Origin of the sequence: Streptomyces sp. NPDC088350 (assembly GCF_044753545.1) — a bacterium.
Lineage (GTDB): Bacteria > Actinomycetota > Actinomycetes > Streptomycetales > Streptomycetaceae > Streptomyces.
This window is the reverse complement of record NZ_JBIVNL010000009.1, coordinates 144705-164875: the sequence shown is the minus strand read 5'-3', so window position 1 is coordinate 164875 and position 20171 is coordinate 144705. Positions and strand designations below refer to the sequence as shown.

General features: G+C 71.5%; 6 protein-coding genes. 4 read left to right on the top strand and 2 right to left on the bottom strand.

All coding sequences use genetic code 11. The features are described 5' to 3' along the window. Window positions 1-150: 150 nt before the first annotated feature. The 3 genes from ACIQBL_RS30860 to ACIQBL_RS30850 all read left to right on the top strand — a co-directional run bounded on the left by ACIQBL_RS30860 (window position 151) and on the right by ACIQBL_RS30850 (window position 14524). Window positions 151-4176: an amino acid adenylation domain-containing protein gene (locus ACIQBL_RS30860; protein WP_401947170.1), complete on the top strand. Its 4026-nt coding sequence runs from the start codon at window positions 151-153 to the stop codon at window positions 4174-4176. A 347-nt stretch (window positions 4177-4523) separates the two neighbouring features. Continuing rightward, a complete protein-coding gene (locus ACIQBL_RS30855) occupies window positions 4524-13601 on the top strand; it encodes an amino acid adenylation domain-containing protein (protein WP_401947167.1) in 9078 nt (3025 codons plus the stop codon). Window positions 13602-13645: 44 nt separating this feature from the next. Then, window positions 13646-14524, top strand: coding sequence for a TauD/TfdA dioxygenase family protein (locus ACIQBL_RS30850; RefSeq protein WP_401947164.1), 879 nt, complete (start codon window positions 13646-13648; stop codon window positions 14522-14524). Window positions 14525-14796: 272 nt separating this feature from the next. On the opposite strand, the gene ACIQBL_RS30845 is transcribed toward ACIQBL_RS30850, so the two are convergent. Together ACIQBL_RS30845 and ACIQBL_RS30840 are read right to left on the bottom strand one after the other, a co-directional pair. Beyond that, window positions 14797-16389 (bottom strand): pentapeptide repeat-containing protein, encoded by a 1593-nt coding sequence (locus tag ACIQBL_RS30845; protein ID WP_401947162.1) that lies wholly within the window; start codon window positions 16387-16389, stop codon window positions 14797-14799. Between the two features lie 259 nt (window positions 16390-16648). Then, entirely contained in the window at window positions 16649-18793 is a 2145-nt protein-coding gene (locus tag ACIQBL_RS30840; protein ID WP_401947159.1) for an ATP-binding protein, read from the bottom strand. A 267-nt stretch (window positions 18794-19060) separates the two neighbouring features. Here ACIQBL_RS30840 and ACIQBL_RS30835 point away from each other — a divergent pair, with 267 nt between their 5' ends. Next, entirely contained in the window at window positions 19061-20137 is a 1077-nt protein-coding gene (locus tag ACIQBL_RS30835) for a helix-turn-helix domain-containing protein (RefSeq protein ID WP_401947157.1), read from the top strand. The last annotated feature ends 34 nt before the right edge of the window (window positions 20138-20171 follow it).

Here is a 20171-nt window from a genome sequence, read left to right as displayed (position 1 = left end):
CGCGTGTCCCGGCCACGGGCCCCGCGCTCCGCCCCCGACGCCCCTCGACGGCGAGCGCGCCTTTTCCGGGCCGTCGGCAGTCCGGTGATCCCGGCTTGTCGCGCCCGATGTCACCCAGCCCCACACCGATGGGAAGGCCAGGTACCGCCGGTGCACAACACCCCTCACCCTGTCCCCACTCCACGCGCGTCCACCGAGACGGCCCCGGAGGGCACCGAACGGGCCCCGCGCGTCCGGCCCGCCTCCTTCGCCCAGCAGCGACTGTGGTTCCTGGCCCAACTGCCGGGCGCGAACGCCGCGTACAACGAGACGATCGCCTTCTCCCTGGCGGGCCCGCTCGACGGCGACTTACTCTCCCGTGCCTTTGACGCACTGACGGAACGTCATGAAACCCTGCGGACACGGCTGGTGGCCACGGAAGGGGACGTGCGTCAGCACATCGACCCGCCGGGCACCGGGTTCGCCCTGACCTTCGAGGACCTCACCGCCGCCACCGACCCCGACACGCGCGTGGCCGCCCGTCAACTCGACGAGGCGCAACGGCCGTTCGACCTCGAACTCGGCCCGCTCGGACGCGGCCGTCTTCTCGCCGTGGGACCCGAGCGGCACGTACTCCTGCTGACGTTCCATCACAGCATCTACGACGGCGTCTCGATGAACGTCATGATGGACGAACTCGGCCAGCTCTACGAGGCGTTGTCGGCCGGCGTCCCGAACCCCCTGCCGCCACTCGCGGTGCAGTACGCGGACCATGTGCGCGCCCAGCGCGAAGCCGACCTCGGCACTCAGGAGGAATACTGGCAGCGCGCGCTGCACGACGCGCCGCCGGTCCTTGAACTGCCCATCGACCGTCCACGGCCGACGGAACAGCAATACGACGGCGGGCGGGCCGAGTTCAGCCTCGGCGCCGAGGTCACGGCAGGACTTCGCAGCCTGGCCAGACGACACGGTGCCACGCCCTTCGTGGCCCTGCTGACCGGCTGGGCGATCCTGCTGTCACGTCTCTCCGGGCAGGAAGACATCGTTGTCGGAAGCCCGTTCGCCAACCGGCGCGGCCCGGGAACGGCCGGTCTCATCGGCTTCCTCGTCAACTCCCTGCCGTTGCGCATCGATCTGTCCGGCTCCCTCACCGCGTCCGAGGCGCTCGCCCGCACCCGCGCCGTCGTACGCGAGGCACTCGCTCACCAGGACCTGCCCTTCGAGCGCATCGTCGAACTGGTCAACCCGCCGCGCAGCGCCTCCCGTACACCGCTGTTCCAGACCATGCTGGCCTGGCAGCCCGACCGGCGGAACCTGTTGCACCTGCCCGGAGTCGACGCCCAGCCGCTGCCGATCGCCCACGCCCCGGCCAAGTTCGACCTCGCTCTCTCCGCGACCGAGTCAGAGGGCCGCATCACCGGGCACCTGGACTACGCGACGGCCCTCCTCGACCAGGTCACCGCCGAACGCTGGTCCGGCCATCTGCGGCACCTGCTCACCGACATGGCCTGCCACCCCGAACGGGACATCCGCGCACTGGAGTTGATGGACCCACAGGAACGCCGACGGGTACTGCTCGACGGAGACGCCACGCAGTCGCAGGCCCCCGGGTCCGCTCCGCACACGGCGTCCGGACTCGTCGAACTCTTCGAGACCCAGGTCCGTGAACGCCCCGCGCAGACCGCCGTCGTCGACCGGGACCGCTCGCTGGACTACGCGACACTCGACCGCCGCGCCAACCACCTCGCGCACGCCCTGGTCGCCCGGTCCGTCCGCCCCGGCGACGTGGTGGGCCTCCACGCGAAACGGTCCTGCGACCTGGCCGTCGGCATCCTGGGCATCCTCAAGGCGGGCGCCGCCTACCTCCCGCTCGATCCGGGCCAGCCCGCCGAACGCCTCGCGAACATGACCGAGGACGCGGCCTGCCCCGTCGTACTGAGCGACCACGACAGCGACGAACGCGCCCCGGAATGGCTCGACTTGAGGACCGTGGAAGCCGAGGGAGAAGTCGAGGGAGAAGTCGAGGGAGAAGTCGAGGGAGAAGCCGCGGGAGAAGCCGAGGGAGCGACCCGGCAGGGTCCGCCCGCAGGCATCGGCCACACGCCGGACCGACTCGCCTACGTGATCTTCACCTCCGGGTCCACGGGCCGGCCCAAGGGCGTCGCGGTGGAGCACCGCAGCGTCCTCAACCTCTTCGCCACCTGGCACGCCCGCATGGGCACCGCCCCCGGCGAGGTCGGTTCGGCCTGGTCCAGCATCGGTTTCGACGCCTCGATCCACGAACTGCTGCTGCCCCTGACCACCGGCGGCGTCCTGCACATCGTCCCCGAAGACCTGCGCGGCGACCCCGAGGCACTGCTGGCGTGGATGCGCGAACACGCGGTGACCCAGGCGTTCCTGCCGCCCGCCTACATCAAGTGGATCGACGAGGACCCCGCCGTACGCCTGCGCGGACTGCCGCTGCGCAAGCTGCTGACGGGAGTCGAGTCCCTCACCGAGGCCGCACTGCACCGCATGACGGAGCAACTCCCGGGCCTGCGGATCTGCTTCGGCTACGGCCCCACCGAAGCGACCCTCTACAGCACCGCGTACTACGACCCCCGTCCGCTGGAACGCCCGTGCCCCATCGGCCGCCCGCTGCCCCACACCCGCATGTACGTGCTCGACGGCCGTATGGAACCCGTCCCGCCCGGCGTGGTGGGGGAGGTGTACCTGGGTGGTGCCTCGCTGGCCCGCGGTTATCTCGGCCGCGCCGACCTCACCAAAGAACGGTTCCTGCCCGACCCGTTCGTGCCCGGTGAGCGGATCTACCGCACCGGAGACCTCGCCCGGCGCCGGCCGGACGGCCAGGCACACTACCTGGGTCGCGCCGACGACCAGGTCAAACTCCGCGGCTTCCGGATCGAACCCGCGGAGGTCGAGGCGGCGCTCATGGCCCTGCCCGGCGTCCGTGAAGCCGCCGTCCTCGTCGACCACGACGCGGCAGGACAGCCCCGCCTGATCGCCGGCATCGGCCGGGGCACGGCACCGGCCCGCACCACCCACGACTGGCGCACCGCCCTCGCCCGCCGCCTGCCCGACTACATGATCCCCGCCGTCTTCCTCGACCTCGACACCCTGCCGCTCAACCGCAGCGGCAAACTCGACCGGCCCCAACTGCTGTGCCTGGCCCAGGAGTCGGCCTCCGACCAGGTCAACACCGCCAGCCCGCGCGACCACATCGAACACGGCCTGTACCGCATATGGCAGCGCATCCTGCTCCACCCCGACATCGGCGTCAGCGACAACTTCTTCGAGATAGGCGGCACTTCACTCTCGGCCATCAAGATGGCCCACGCCGTCACCGAGACGTTCGGCCGCCGTCTCCCGGTGGGCGAGGTGATGACGCGCCCCACCATCGAATCCCTCGCCGCGCTGCTGCGCGAGGACGGCACCGCCCAAGCCCCCGGCAGCCTCATCGAGTTCCGCCCCGGCACCGGCCCACGCGTGGTCTGCGTCCACCCCGCCGGCGGCACCGCCTTCTGCTACCTCCCCCTGGCCGCGCTCCTGCCCGAGACCGTCGGGCTGTACGGCATCCAGTCCCCGGGAGTGAACCCCGACGAGCACCTCCTGCCCACCGTGGAAGCCATGGCCGAGGAGTACCTGGGCCTCCTGGAACCCCTCGGCGAGGAACCACTCGTCCTCACCGGCCTGTCCTACGGCGGCCTCGTCGCCCACGAGATGGGACGGCTCTTGGCCCGCGCCGGACACCGTGCGGTCAGTGTCGTCCTTCTCGACACCCAGGCCACCGACGACGCGTCCGCCCGCGCGGAGATCGGCGCCGTCGACGAGGCCGAGTTCCGCGACAAACTCGTGAGGTTCAACGGGATGTACCCCGGCATCGACGACGCCCAGGTCGACCGCTACTTCCACCTCTACAACCACAACCGGCTCACCGCCCGCGCACACCTCCCGGCCGCCTCCCCGACCCGCCTGGTCCTCGCCCAGGCCGTGCCGGACGGCACCGACACCCCCTTCCACGCCGAGGTCCGTGCCTTCTGGCGGCGCCGTGCGGAGGGCGACTACCGCGTCGAGCCGATGGAGTGCGACCACTGGGAAATCCTGGAGGGCGTCGGAGCGACCCAGGTCGGCACCCTGCTCGCCACCGAACTGGCCTACCACGCCGCCCAGTTGACCCTGTCGATACGGGAGGCGTGATGGACCTCCAACCCGCTCGCGACGTTTCCCCGACGCCGACGCCGACGCAGGCTCAGGCTTCGACGCCGGCTCAGGTCTCGACCCCAATCCCGATCCCGGTCTCGGCCCCGGCTTCGGCCCCGGTCCCGGCTTCGACCCCGGTCCCGGCCCAGGTCTCGACCCCGGCCCAGGTCCCGACCCGGGCCTCAACCCAGGTCCCGACCCCGACCCCGGCCCCGGCCTCAACCCCGGCCCCGGCCCCGGCTTCGACGCCGACCCCGACCCGGGCCACGCCCCCGGCCCAGGTCCCGACCCTGGCCCAGGCCACGCCCTCGACCTCGACGCCAACCCGGACCCCACCCCTGGCCTTGCCCCCGGTCCCGTCCGACGCGGCCCCCGCCCGTTCCGCCTCCCTCGCCGAGACCGTACTTGCCCAAGCCCGCCGGACACCCTCCGCCACCGCCGTCGAGGACGGCAGTCGAGTCCTCGCATACGCCGATCTCGAACGGCTGAGTGGCCGGGTCGCCGCGCGACTGCGCGCCGCCGGAGTGCGCCCCGGCCACGCGGTCGCCGTGTGCCTGCCCCGCTCCTGGCAACTGGTCTGCGTCATGCTCGGTATCCGCCGCGCCGGAGCCACCGTCGTACCCCTCGACCGGCTCAGCCCGCCAGACCGCCAACGGCACATCGTCGACGACTCGGGCGCCGTCGCCGTAGTCCATGACAGCGTGCCCCAACTGCCCGCGCAGCTCCCGGCGTTGAACGTCAACCTGCTACTGAGCGAGGACGGCTCCGACCTGCCCGCCGTGTCCGCAGCACACCCTGGCGACACTGACACTGACACTGACACAGACACTGACACCAACACGGGCTTCGTCTTCTACACCTCCGGCAGCACAGGACACCCCAAAGGCGTCGAGGTCACCGACGAAGGCGTGCTGCGACTGGCCCGGCCCGGCTACCTCGACCTGCGGACCGGCGCCCGCTTCGCCTGCCTCGCCAACCCGGCGTTCGACGCGCTCAGTTTCGAGGTGTGGGTCCCGCTCCTGACCGGGGGCGTCTGCGTCGTGCTCGACGACACCCAGGTGCACAGCGCGCAGCAACTCGCCGGGGCACTCGGCGAGCGTCGCGTCGACACGGTGTTCATCACCACGGCCCTGTTCAACGCGGTCGTCGAGCAGGTGCCCGACTGCTTCGCCACCGCCGAGCAGGTACTCGTCGGCGGTGAACAGCTCAACGCACGGATCATCCGCCGCTGGTACGAGACCAACTCCGCGGCCCACACCGTGCTGCACAACGTGTACGGGCCGACGGAAGCGACGACCTTCGCCCTGTGCCACCCCATCCCACGCGACTTCGACGGCGACACGATCCCCATCGGCACCCCGCTGCCCGGCACCGGTGTGCTCCTGCGCACCGAGGACGACCGCACCGCCGAACCGGGCGAGGTGGCCGAACTCCTCCTGTCCGGCCCGGCGTTGGCCCGGGGCTATCGCAACCTCCCGGAACAGACCGGCCGCAGCTTCGTACGACTCCCGAACGAGTCCGACGGACAACGGCGTTGGTATCGCACCGGCGACCTCGTGCGCCAGGACCCCGAAGGCCGCGTCACCTACGTCGGCCGGGCCGACCGCCAGGTCAAGGTGCGCGGCTTCCGCATCGAACCGGGCGAGGTGGAGCGCCAGATCCTGACCCACTCCGCCGTCCGCCAGGCCTACGTGTGCACCCGCCGCGACGAAGCGGACCGCAGCGAACTCCTCGCCTTCCTCGTCCTGGGCGACGCACTCTCCTACGACGCCTACGACCGCCATCTCGCCGCCGCCCTGCCCTCGTACATGCGCCCCCACCACACCCACCTCGTCACCGAGTTGCCGCGAAACGCCAACGGCAAGGTCGACCGGGCGGCGCTGCTGCGCGGCGCCCTGACCCCGTGGCGCGGCACGCCCGAGGACGACGCACCCGTCAGCGCCGAGCAGCGGCGGGTGCTGGAGGTCGCCGGGGACATCCTCGCCGTCAACGGCCTGCGCCCCGGCGACAGTTGGGCGGCCAGCGGCGGCGACTCGCTGAAGGCGCTGCGCTTCCGCTTCGAGATCCTCAACCGCTTCGCCGTCGACCTGCCCCACGACCTCGTCCTGCGGGCCGACTTCGCCGCCCTCGCGGACGCCGTCCACACGCCGGAGCCCGCCGCGGGAGAACACCCACCGGTGCCCGCCCCCTCCGGCGAACCGACCGCACCGGCCACCAGTGAGCAGGAACGCCTCTGGCTCCAGCACCAACGCGAGCCCGAAGACCGTTCCTACGACGTGCCGTTGGCCTTCCTCGTCCAGGGCAGGACCGACACGGCGGCCCTGCACCGCGCGGTGCGCACGCTGGTGGAACGGCACGTGGCCCTGCGTACCCGGCTGGTCCCCACCCCCGACGGACTGCTCCAACAGACCGGTGATCCCTACGACCCGTGGCACCACCTCGAAGCCCGCCCCGGGGAGGAGTGGCAGGCCACCGCCGACCGGTTCTTCGACCACCGCTTCGACCTCGCGGACGCCCGGATGCTGCGGGCGGCCTGGGTGCCACGGCCCGACGGCGGACTGCTCCTCCTGCACCTGCACCACATCGCCGTGGACGGCTGGTCGCTCAACCTCCTGCTCCGCGACCTCACCAACGCCTGCACCGCCGACGGCTCGGCCTACACCCCCCTGGACTTCGCCCACTGGCAGCGCACCTGGCACACGAGCCCCGCCTACGAGGACCGCCGCACGCGACTGCGCTCCCACTACGGCCGCGACGGCGAACCGTCACCCGCACTGCCCGCCCCCGACGCACCACGGGCCCGCCTGCTGCGCACCTCTCTCGACCTCGTCCGGCGCAGCGCACTGGACCGCCGTGCCGCACAACTCGGCCTGACGCGCTTCCAGTTGCTGGTGTCCGCGTTCGCCGCGAGCCTGTACGGCGTGACCGGGCAGGACCGTCCGCTGATCGCAACACCGGTGGCGAACCGGCCCCGGCCCGAATTCGCCGACACGGTCGGCATGTTCGCCAACACCGTGCTCCTGGACCTGTCGATGGAGCCGCACCGGTCGCTGGACGCCCAGCTCTCGGCCCACTCCGATGCCGTACGCGCCGTGCTGCGGGACCAGGAGGTCGCCCTCGCCGACATCCTCGCGGACCGTGCCTTCCGCGAGCGAACCCCCTTGTTCGACTACCTGTTCGTCCTGGAGAACACCGACTTCGCGCAACTGCGCCTGGACGGCTGCGACATACGACCGGTGTGGCCCGAACCGCTGGGCGCCAAATGCGCCCTCACCCTGTCGGTGGTGGAGCACGAGGGCGGCTTCGACTGCCTGTGGGAGTACCGCGACGACATCGGTGCCGAACGCGCCCGAGCCGCGGCCCGCCTCTTCCGCCAGACCCTCGATCACCTGACCGGCGACACCGACGCCACCCTGCACGAACTGGTCGCCGACTACCGCCGTACCCTGCCCGACCACGGTCAAGGCCCCACGCGGGCACCGGACTTCACCACGGTCGCCGACGGCTTCGCCCGACAGGTGGCCCACACCCCGCACGCCCCGGCCGTCACCACCGGCGAGTCGACCCTCACCTACGCCGAACTCGACGCACAGGCAGCCGAGTTGGCGGCCGTCCTGAGCGCCCGCCTCCCCGCCGATCCCGCAGTTCCGGCAGCCGTGGCGCTCTACCTCCAGCCCTCCGTCGCACACATCGTGGCGCTCCTGGCGGCAACCCGCCTCAATCTCACCGTCGTACCCCTCGACCCCGCCTACCCGCCGCCCCTGCTGCGGCACGTACTCGACCGGGCCGACCCCCTGTGCCTGCTCGTGGCGCCCGAGGACGAGGACGTCCTCGCCGCGATCGCGCCACCGTCCCTGCCCCGGCACATCCTCACCCTCGCCGACGCCCCCACCGCGGAGCACCAACTGCCCCCGCACCAGGGGCTGCGCCCGCTCTACACCCTGTTCACCTCCGGCTCCAGCGGCACCCCCAAAGGCGTCCAGGTCCCCGACCGGACCCTGTGCAACCTGCTGACCTGGCAGCGCACCGACGGCGGCCTGCGCGGACCCGCCGTCACCCAGCAGTTCTCCATGCTGTCCTTCGACGTCTCCTTCCAGGAGATCTTCACCACCCTGTGCTCCGGCGGCCTGCTGCGGCTGGTGGAACCCGCCTGGCGGCACGATGTCCCGTCCCTGCTGCGGGAGTTGGAGACCGGGGGAGCGGAGCGGATCTTCCTGCCGTACGTCGCTCTGCGACTGCTCGCCGAACACGGTGTGCGTACGGGACAGTTCCCGTCCCGGTTGCGGGAAGTCGTCACGGCGGGGGAGCAGTTGGTGTGCACCGACGCGATCCGCGGCTGGTTCGCCGGACTGCCGGAGGCCCGGCTGTTCAATCACTACGGTCCCACCGAGACCCACGTCGTCAGCGGTCTGTGCCTCGACGGCGACCCCGCCGACTGGCCGCTGCGCCCCGCGATCGGGCGTCCGGTGGCGAACGCCGTCCTGCGTGTCGTCGACGGCGGCGGGCACCCCGTTCCGCCGGGCGTCACCGGTGAGTTGGTGATCGGCGGTCTCATGGCCAACCGCTGCTACCTCGGTGACGACGCGCCGCACCAGGACCGCTTCACCGACGACCCCGGCCTCGGGACCTTCTACCGCACCGGAGACCTGGCACACTTCGACGCGCAGGGCCTGCTGCACTATGCGGGCCGTGACGACAGCCAGGTCAAACTCGGCGGTCACCGACTGGAGTTGGGGCAGGTCGAGGCCGCGTTGCTGCAGTTCCCCGGTGTGACGAACGTGGTCGTGGCGGTGGCGGACGGCCTGCTGGTGGCGTGCCTGCAATGCCGGGGCGACGACCCCGATCCCGCGGATCTCGCGAATCATCTGTCCGGCTTACTACCGGCCTACGTGCGCATCGGCCGTTTCCGCCGCCTGACGGAACTGCCGCGCACACCGAGCGGCAAGCTGGACCGCCGGGCCGCACTCACCGCCCCGGGCCGTGAACTGCGCCCGGTGGGCGCGACCGCCCCGACCCTGTCACCTCTCGAAGCACGGCTGGCCGCGCTGTTCGAGACGGTGACCGGCAGGGCGATCGGCGTGGAACAGCGGTTCTTCGACGCCGGTGCCACCAGCCTGGACCTGATGCGCTTCCAGCTGCGCTGCGCCGGCGAGGACGAACTCACTTTCGCCGTACCGGAGTTGTTCGAGCACGTCAGTCTCCGCGCGCTGGCCCGCCTCATCGAGGGACGGGTCTCGGAGGGCACCGATCCGATGATCGCCTGCGCGCCACGGCCGACGGGGGAGCGGGCCGAGGAACCCGTCGCCGTCATCGGGATGGCCGTACGACTGCCGGGCGCGCCCGACCTGGCCGCCTTCTGGGACCTGGTCGTCTCCGGCCGCCGAGGCATCGAGCACTTCCCGACGAACGACGAAAAGGTCGGCGCCCGCAGCCAGTTGGCGAGGATGCTCGCCTTCGACCCGGGCCGCTTCACGATCAGCCCGCACGAGGCCCGGCTGATGGACCCCCAGCAGCGGCAGCTCCTGATGAACTGTGTCGAGGCACTCGCCCACGCGGGCATCGCGGACCCCACGGCCCAGCGCGTCGGATTCCTCGCCGCCTGCGGGGAGAACACGTACTTCCAGAGCATGCTGCGCGAGGCCGACCCGGCCCAACTGCCCGACACCTTCCGGCTGGCACTGCACCACGAGAAGGATTTCCTGGCCACCAAGGCCGCCTACCACCTCGGTCTGACGGGCCCCGCCTTCACCGTGCAGTCGGCGTGTTCCAGCTCGCTCGTCGGTGTCCACGTCGCCGCCGGGCTGCTGCGACAGGGCGACGCGGAGGTGATGCTCGTCGGCGGTGTCCTCGTCGACGCCGACCTGACCGACGGCTACACCTACCGGCCGCAGCACATCTTCTCGCCGGACGGCCACTGCCGGCCCTTCAGCGCGGACGCCGCCGGCACGGTCGGGGCCAGCGGCACCGGCGTGGTCGTCCTCAAACCCCTCTCCGCCGCCCGCCGGGACGGCGACACCGTCTACGCCGTCGTCACGGGCTCGGGCATCAACAACGACGGCTCGGACAAGCTCAGTTACAGCGCCCCCGCCCTAGCCGGGCAGCGCGCCGCGATCCGCACCGCCCTGCACCGCAGCGGCCGTAGCGGCGCCGATCTCGGCTATGTCGAGGCGCACGGCACCGGCACCCGCCTCGGGGACCCGGTGGAGGCGGCGGCGCTGCGCCAGGCGTACGGCCTGGCGGACGACGCGCGGGTGGCGCTGTCCTCCGTGAAGAGCCAGATCGGGCACCTCGGTGCCGCCGCCGGCGTCGTCGGCATGGTGCGGGCCGTGCTCGCCGTCCACCACGGGATCGTCCCGCCCACGGCGGACTTCGACCGGCTCAACCCCGAGATCGACGACGGGCCGTTCCGCATACCGGTCGCGGCCGAACCCTGGCCGCAGGACGTGCCGCGCGTGGCCGCCGTCAGCAGCTTCGGCATCGGCGGGACCAACGCCCATCTGCTGCTCGAACAACCGGAGTTGACGCAAAACGGTGTCGTCCCGCCCGAGTCGGTGCCGTGCCTGGTGCTGTCCGGCAGCTCCGAGGCCGCCGTGCGCGCCGACGGACGCCGTATCGCCGTCTACCTGAGGACGCACCCCGACGCCTACCCGCAGGTCCTGCGCCACCTCCAGGCCGGACGGCCCGCGCTCGGGCACCGGGCGGCGGCCGTCTGCCCGGACGCCGACTCCGCCGTCGCGTGGCTCGACGCGGTCGGCGAGGTGGTGGAGCCTCACCCGCAGACCGGCCTGCCGGCTCTGGACCCTCTGGACCGGGACCCCCATGCCCTCGCCGAGGCCTGGTGTGCCGGACACATCCTCCTCTGGCCGGAGGGGCCCGCGTCCGCGCCCTGGGACTTCCCACCGCCCGCCTTCGAGACGGAGGAGTACGACTTCCCGCGCACACCCGGACCGGCCCGGACCGACGGGCTCGCACCGCGGCGACTGCCCGCCGACCAGTGGCTGCACCAGCCGCTGTGGACACGCCTGCGCCGCGCCCGCACCGGCGCCCACGAACCGCGACGCACCGCCGTCGTGGTCACCGCGGCGGACGCGGGCGGCACGTCGTGGCGGTTCCTGGAGCGGCACTACGCCCGGGTGGTGACCGTGCGCGCCGGGGGGACCCTCGTCCGTCTCGACGAGGACCGCTACGAGGCCGATCCCGCCGACTCCGGGCAACTCACCGCCCTGTTGGAGCGGTTCGGACCCGGCGCCGACTGGCTGCACGCACTGCCGCTGGCCCTCGACGGCGGCCTCGACGACCACGCGCTGGAGGCGGCCCAGTGGGCCTGCCTCGACACCGTCGCGGCACTCGCCCGCGCCCTGGCCGACGTCCCCGAAGCCGAACGGCCCCGCACCTGGCTGCTGTCCCACGGCGCGCAGCCGGTCACCGGCCCCGTCCGCACTCCCGAGGCGGGCCTGCTCGCCGCCGCACTCGAAGTGCCCCGCCAGGAACTGGGCGTGACCCTGCGCTGGACCGACCTGCCCGGACCCCGCCCGGCCGACTGGGCGTCCCGCCTTCCCGACCTGCTCCTGGACGACACGATCGCAGAACCGGCGACCGCCCTGCGCGACGGCTTCTGGTGGCAGCGCACCCTCCAACCGGTCCCGGCCCTCAACTCCCCACCGGTCGCCGTCCGTTCGGCCGCCCCCGGCACCCACCTGGTACTCGGCGGCACCGGCGGAATCGGTGCCACCCTCGCCGCGCGTCTGCTGGAGCGCCCCGGCAACCGCGTGGTGCTCGTCGCCCGAGGAACCGAGACACCTCTCGCGCTACGCCCCCACCAGAACCGGGTCACCCTCGTGCTGGCCGACCTCGCCACCGACGACCTGAGCACGATCGCGGACCGCCTCGCCCCGCACCTCGACGGCCTCGCCGGCATCGTCCACGCCGCCGGCACGGCCGCCGGTGCGCTCCTCGCCCGCCGCGACACCGCCACCGCCCGCCGCGCCACGGCCGCCAAACTGCGCGGCGCCCTGCTCGTCGAACGGCTCATCGCCGAGCACGATCCCGACTACGCGGCCTACTGCTCGTCAATGGCCGCCCAGTTCGGGGGAGTTGGACAGTTCGACTACGCGGCGGCCAACTCCTGCCTGGATGCCTATGCCCATCACGCACCCTCCGGCGACGCCGCCACCGTCCGCATGAGCATCGGCTGGGACGCCTGGCGGGACGTGGGCATGGCACAGCACGCGCTGACCACCGACGCCCGCCACCAGGAACACCTGAGGGCGGCGCTCACCCCCGAGGACGGCGCGGCGGTCTTCGGACGGGCCCTGCACCTCCAGTTGCCGCACCTGATGGTCAACACCACGCCCCTGACGGAAGCCCGCTACTTCTACGAACCGGTCGCCGACCCCCGACCGGCGCCCGCCGCGCACCCCGTACACGCCGACCCGACTGCCGAACTCACCGAGATCCTGCTCGACCTCCTCGGCGTGGACACCGTCGACCCGCAGGCCGCGCTGTACGACCTGGGCGCCGACTCGCTCACCCTGCTCGAACTCCTCGACGAGGTGAAACGCCGCTACGGCACCGACATCGACCTGTCCCGGCTCAGCCACCGGGTGAGCCTCGATGAGATCCTCGGCCACCTCGACACGGGCACGCGCGCGTCCGCCGCCGTGGACGTGGAGGTGTGGCAGCGCGGACCCGGCCCTGACGTGCTGTGCCTGGTCCATCCGGTGGGCGGCGACATCCAGGCCTACCGGCCTCTGGCAGCCGCTCTGCCCGACGAGTTGACGGTCTGTCTGATCGCCGACCCGAGACTGCGCGACCCGGCGCTGCCCGCCCGGTCGATCGCCGACCGTGCCGCCCACTACCTGCAAGCCGTTCGGGCCGCGTTCCCGGACCCCAACTGCCGCCTCCGCCTCGCGGGTTGGTCGTTCGGCGCCTGGACCGCCCTGTCCATGGCGGCACTTGCCGAGGTGGAAGGCCGACCCGTCGACGCCGTCCACCTCCTCGACCCGCCGCCGCCCGGTGCCGGACAGCGGCTCGCCGCCTACGACGATCAGCAGGTGGACGCCGTGTTCGCCCGCGAGTTGAGCGGCAACGGCAATGATGGCGAGGGGTTGTCGGAGTCCGGCCGTGCCTACGCCGAACGTCTCGCGCAGTGCTGCCGGACGAACCTCGCGGCCATGGCCGAGCACCGGTTGCCCCGGCTGAACCGGACACCCGCCGAGGTATGGCTCGCCCAACGCCCCGTAGAGGAAGGGGTCTTGGCCCCGGAGCCGACCGCCCCCGACGCGTGGGACGCCCATCTGCCCCACCCCGTCCGCGTCCACCACGTCGACGCCACCCACTACGAACTCGTCGCGGAACCCCACGTACAGGCGATCGCGGCCGTGCTCGCGACGCGCGCCGCCGTTCCCCACCGAGGCCTGTAGCCCCGTCACTCCCACCCACCCCACCGACACCACGGAGGTCCCTCATGGAGGACTACGCCCTCAAGGCCGTCGAGCGGCTCACCACCCGCCCCGCCGAGCCCTACGACACCCTGTCCGTCGCCCCGATCACCCCGCCGCTGGGCGCGGAGGTCACCGGCCTCGACCTGTCCCGGGAGCTGACACCCCAACAGGAGAAGGAACTCAAGCACGCGTTCCAGACCCACCACGTCCTCGTCTTCCGCGACCAGGACATCACTCCTGAGGAACACAAGCGGTTCGCGGGCGTCTTCGGCGAGTTGCACCCCGTAGCCCTCGCGCCCGAGGGATCCGACCCGCACATCCTTGATATCAAGGCGAACAAGGAATCCCGGGCCGTGGCCGGCAACGGCTGGCACGCCGACGGCACCGCCGATGTCGAACCCTCCCTCGGTTCGCTGCTGTACATCACCACCATCCCCGAGGGCGGCAGCGGCGGCGACACGGTCTTCGCCAACATGCATCTCGCCTACGAACTGCTCTCACCGGCGATGCGGAGTTTCCTCGAAAGCCTGACCGCACTCCACGACGGAGCCCTGCCCTGGACCGCCGCCGGACAGACCCCGCCGCCCGAGTACGAGGTGCCGCGCACCGAACACCCGGTCGTCGTCCGGCACCCGGAGACCGACCGCAAGCTGCTGTTCGTCAACGCCCCCTACACCTCGCACATCACGCAGCTGTCCCGCACCGAGAGCGACGCGCTGCTCGACATGCTGTACGCGCACATAGCCCGCACCCCGGTGCTGCACTGCCGGGTCCGCTGGCAGGAGCGCACCCTCGTCCTCTGGGACAACCGCAGCGTCCAACACCACGCCGTCTGGGACTACTTTCCGCACACCAGGGAGGGCCGCCGAGTCGCCGTCAACGGCAGCCGCCTGCACGCCTGACCCGGTGTCCCGAGGGAAGCGACTCGGCGCCGGAGCCACCGTCGCCGTAGGCGCGGCCGGTTCACGGTGGGTTGCCAGCCGGAGAGCCCACCGGCGTGCCGTTCACCAACCGCACCCCGGGCAGACCGCGGCCTGGCTCGACGGCCTCCAGATCCAGCGGCCCGGGGTGGTGCCGACCGACGAGTGGCGTCCGGCGCCCGAGACCGAGCGGGTCGATGCCGCTGACGTAAGGCGTGCTGGCGCGGAAGCCGATCGACGGCCGACGGACTGACTCAGACAGTCATCTCGGCTGACCGCGTCCGAACCTGCTGGAGGGTCTCGTCGGCGCTTTTCCGCCAGGCCCAGCCGTCGGTGAGGGTGGCGCCGGCGGTGCGGCACTCACCGTGGAACGTGGCGTATCCGCCGCCGCCCGGCAGCATGAAGTGCACCTTGAACGCGCTTCGCTCCAGGTTGGTGGTCCCGTGGAACTGGGTGCCCATGAAGTCCGCACGCGCGAACCGGCAGTCACTGAGGTCGAAGTCGATCAGAGTGGCGGCGGAGAGGCTGAGATCGACTCCGTCCCAGAACCGTTCGCGCGGCGGGGAATCCGGCGCCGCCCCGGGGTCGTGAGGACGGAGGTGGTCGGTGAGGATCTGCTGCGCAGTCCGCCGCAGCCTCAGTTCGGCCACCTGCGCCGCGGTAAGCACGGCTTCGTCGCGGACCTCGAACGCCAGCGGCGCCCTCAGGAATCCGCAGACCACGTCGACGATTCTGGCCCGCTGGTCGGCGCGGGTCTGGCCGAGCGCGTCGAGCACGTGCAGTCCGGACAGCCGCACCGCCGGGTCGGCGTCGGCGAGCTGGTGGGCGTAGGGCGCCACGGACTCGTCCGTCACCAGCCGGTCCGGCCCGTTGTCCTCGGAACGCAGCACCCAGCCGAAGGGCCACTCCTGAGGGCTGAACGACTCTTCCGCGTCGTCGACTTCCGAAGCGTCGTCTTCCTCGGTGACAGTGTCCGCGGTCGCGCCGGTGAGATCCACACGCGGCTGGTCGAGATGGACCTGACCGCCGAACCAGGCGTCGCCGAACTCTGCATCCGCCCCGAACCGTGCCTTCCAGAACCAGGCCGGACCGTGGAATCGCGCGCCGTGAAAGGACACCCGATCCCGGAAGCAGGCGCCGTCGCTGCCCTCGTACCAGGTCTGGTAGTCCTCTTCAAGCACGGCGTTCGGCCAGTCGGGATCGGCCTCGTTCGGCTCGCGCCAGGGGATCCGCACGCCGAACGGATGCGGCTTGTCAGCGGGCAGATCGCCGTCCTCGTCGAACTCTTCGAATCGGGAGTCGTCCTCCTGGACGGGCTCCTCCCCACGGCCGAACCAGGCCAGACTGTCGAACCGGGCGCCGGCGAAGCCGGCCGGGGAATGGAACCGCGCCAGCCCGAAGTGGGCGTCTCCGCCGAACCTGACGTCGGCGAACGACGCCTCGCCTTCGAACACGGCCCGCGCGAAGATCGCGTCGTCGCGGAAGTGAGCGCCGTCGAAGACGCAGCGGCCGCGGAAGTGGGCGTCCGTGAAGGCAGTCGGGCCGAAGGAACAGCCGCTGAAGTCGACGTCCGGCAATACGGCGCCTTCGAGGGCGAAGGCGAGGTGGTCTCCGCCCCGCGCCAGCGCGACAAGAAGCGCGACAGCACTGTCGACAGCTTCCACGACCGGGCCGCGCAGGTAACGGCACACGGCGTCGGCGGCAGGTTGGCGCAGCGCGGGATGCGCCCGGGTGAGTATCTCCAGCTCCTGCAAACCGGCGTGGTGCGTGTCGGCGTCCGGTCCCGCCAAGCAGTCGGCTATCCGCTGAAACTCCCCGGAGGCGTCCGGTTCCGTCGGTGATCCCATGCCGCCAGACCCTAGCTCAGCACCGCGTTGATCCTTCGGGGGTCCATGTGGCTTGGAGAGAGAAGAACAGCTCGACCTGGTTGTGCCAGGAGGTGTGTTTCGAGGTGCGGGACGAGCCGTTGTCCATGACCGGGTGGATCTGAATGTGTGGGAGTCGTTGCGGGCGATGGTGTGGGTGAGGACCTGGCCGGGCGGGTCAGCCACCTGCGGCCCACCCGCCTGACCGCTCAGACCCCCGAAGGATCAACGCGGTGCTGCACTAGTGCAGGTGGCCGTAGACCTCCGCGGTGGTGCCGGCCCGGGCCGAGGCGCTGACGGCTTCGGCTCTGGCTTTCGCCGCGTCCTCGGGACGGTTGGCGGTCTTGAGGGCGAGGGTGAGATTGTTGAGGGTCTGGCCGGTCGCGTACCAGTTGTCGTACTCCTGACGGATCTTCACCGCCTCGTGGTAGGTGGCGATGGCTTCCTCCACCCGGCCCACCGCGTGCAGGGCCCAGCCCAGGCTGTTCAAGGAGTCGCCGTGGAGGATCCGATCACCAGTCGTGCGGTGGATGTCGCAGGCCCGGACGAAGGCGTCGATGGCCTGTTCCGTCCGGCCCGCCGTGTCCAGGGCGAGGCCGAGGTTGTGCCAGGCGCGTCCTTCGAGGTGCAGGTCGCCCGTGGCGTGGAAGCGGTCGCGGGCTCGGACGTGGTTGCTGATGGCCTCCTCCCATTGGCCCGTCCTCCGTAAGGCGAGTCCGAGGTTGTTCCAGGCCATGCCTTCGCCGGTCCGGTCGCCGAGGGAGTCGAAGAGGCCCACGGCGCGGTTCACTGGTTCGATCGCCTCGTCCGCCCTCTCCGCCCGCAGCAGCGCACCGACGAGGTGGTTGCACACGGTCGCCTCGCTGTGCGGGTCCTCCAGGCGACGGGCGGCGTCCCGGGCGGCTCGGCCGACGGCGATCCCGTCGTCGAAGTACCGTCGCCAGCGCAGGAACTCGGCCACGCTCAGGGCCAGGCGGACCGAAGCAGGCGCGTAGCGGTCGTCGGTCCACTGGGCCGCGGCGACCAGATTGACCCGCTCCGCGTCGAGCCAGGCCAATGCCTCCGCGCGCCCCGCGAAGACCTCGGGCACGGGGTCGCCCCGGAGGAACCGCAGTTGGCCGTCGGCGGCCTCCGCCATCCGGCTGTAGTAGGTCAGCAGGCGCTCCCGCGCCCGTTCGCCCTCCTCGGCCAGCGCGGGGTCGTCAGCCGTCAGTGTCGCCGCGTAACCGCGCACGAGGTCGTGGATACGCCACCGTTCCGCCGTGTCGGCGGACGCCTGAACCTCTGTGATGAGGTGGGCGTGGGCCAGGTCGTCCAGGAGACGCAGCGTCATGGCCGGGTTCAGTCCGGTCATGGCTGCCGCCGCGTCGGTGCTGATCTCGGTGCTGGGGGCCAGCGCCACCGCGCGCAGCATTCCCGCCTGATCGGTACTCAGCCGGCCGAACGACACGTCGAACACCGGAGCCAGGGCCAGTGACCTGCTGTACTGGTCGACTCCCTCACTGACCAGGGCGCGTGTCGTGTCGGTTGCCGTCCGCAACTCGCCCACCAGCGACGCGATCGGGCGGTTCGGGCGGCGCCGCAGCAGGGCGGCGGCGATCTGGAGGCCCAGCGGCAGATGGCCGCACAACTGGGCCAGATCGCGCACTGCCCCGGCCTCGCGCGAGGGCCGGTCGTCGTCGGGGTCACGCAGACGCAGGGCGGTGGCGATCAGCGACACGGAGTTGTCGGGACTGAGGGCCTCCAGGGCGAGTTGGCGGGCGGGCAGGGAGTCGAGGCGCTCGCGGGAGGTGATCAGGACCCGGTGCCGGTCGCTGCCGGGGAGCAACGGGGAGACCTGCTCCGGGGTCGAGGCGTTGTCCAGCAGGAGCAGTACGGGCTGATCCTGATCGGCGAGGTTCGCGAGGCGGCTGCGGTACAGCGCGTACTGGTCGACGTCGTCGGTCGGGAGCTGGACGTGGCCCACGCCGAGCGCGTGGAGGAGGGAAGTGACGGCCTGGTCGGCCGTCACCGGGCTGTCGTTGTAGCCGCCCAGGTCGACGAAGAGAGTGCCACCGGGAAACCACTTCCGTGCGCAGGCGGTGTGCGCGGCATCCAGCGCGAGCGCGGTCTTGCCCATCCCCCCGAGCCCGGTCACGGCGCAGATGACGGCCGGGTGCGGGGTGGTCCGGCTGCCCGTGGGGCACAGGACGTCGAGCAGTTTGGTCAGTTCGGTGCGCCTGCCGGTGAACCCCGCAGGGGCTGCGGGCAGGGCCGAGAGGGCGGTGAGCACGGGGCAGTGGCATTGGTTGATGACCACTTTTCCGGTGACGGGGCCCCGGAAACCGCTGCCCCGGAAGTCGACGTGATCGTGGTACTCGTCCCTGTTCGGAGCCGTTTCTTCCACTCCTTGCCCCGCCCCCCGCATGCCGTCCCGCGCTGTGGGCGTTTCACGCTAGGGCATCCCGTCCACGTGGTGGACATAACAAGTTTTTTGCTGCGATCTCACGAAGAACATGGAATAGTTGGTGGATTTGCCCGGGGTATGGACGCGCCACGCAGGACCTGGTTGACAGTCTGTCAAATACCGTTCCTCGTAACGGTGTTGGCGCACGTACGCCGTTCCGCGGTGTAGCTTCTACCCGTCAGTAGGGGCCTGAGCAAGGGTGGAAGTGTGGCTGCCTCTCCGCGGACCGAAAAGTTTGCCGCCTGCCTTCGGATGCTGAAGGACCGCAGTGGCCGTGGCTACGACCGCCTGGGCAAGGAGGCGGGCGTCAGCGGCTCCAGTCTGCATCGGTACTGCTCCGGACTGAGTGTCCCGACGGACTACCGGGTGGTGCACGCCTTCGCCAAGGTGTGCGGCGCGAGCGCGGAGGAACTCCGTGAACTCCACCGGCTGTGGGCGCTGGCGGACGCCGACCGGGACGTACCGGACGCGACCGCCGAGGAGACCCCGGAAGCGACACCGCAAACGGGCGAACCCGCCGCGGCCGTCGAGGCGGGCCTCGGACCGGACGACGACAGCGCCCTTCCCCAGCTCACACCCGACCGGGCCGGGAAGCCCTCGCGGTACCGGATACCCGAGAAGCTGTCCTCCCGGTTCGCGATACTCGCCGCCGTGGTCGCCGTCGTGCTGGTGGCCGGCTTCGTGTGGCTGCCCGGCGGGAACTCCGCCGACGACTCGACGGCGGACGGCGGCCAACTGCTGTACTCCCGCGCGTGCGAGACGGTGAGCATGGGACAGCACGACGCGTGTGTGCGCGAGGTACAGAACCTGCTGGCGCGGGCGAAGGGCAAGCTCGCCATCGACGGGGACTTCGGGCCGGAGACCCTGCGCAGAGTGACCGCGTTCCAGGTGCTGGCCGGTCTGCCGGCCACGAACGTGGTCGACGACGCCACCAAGAAGGCGCTCTACGCCCAGAAGGTGCGCATGACGACCTGGTCCCCGGCGAAGGTGGCCGAGCGGGTCCGCGAGGTGTTCGTCGAGGATCCCGGCACCGCCGTGGCCGTCGCCCGCTGCGCGTCGTTCCTCGACCCGCTGTACGTACTGCCCAACACCAACGGCAGCCGCAACTGGGGCGTGTTCCAGATCTCCGACCGCCGCCTGTCGGAGCTCGGCGGCACACCGCTGCGGGCGTTCGACCCGGAGTGGAACATCAAGGCGGCCCACCGGCTGTGGAGTGCCAAGCACGACTTCCACGACTGGCCCTCCTGCGAGGCGGCGTTGAAGAGCAACACACCGACGAGCTGACGCCCGCCCGGAGTTCCGGGTACCGCCGCCGCGG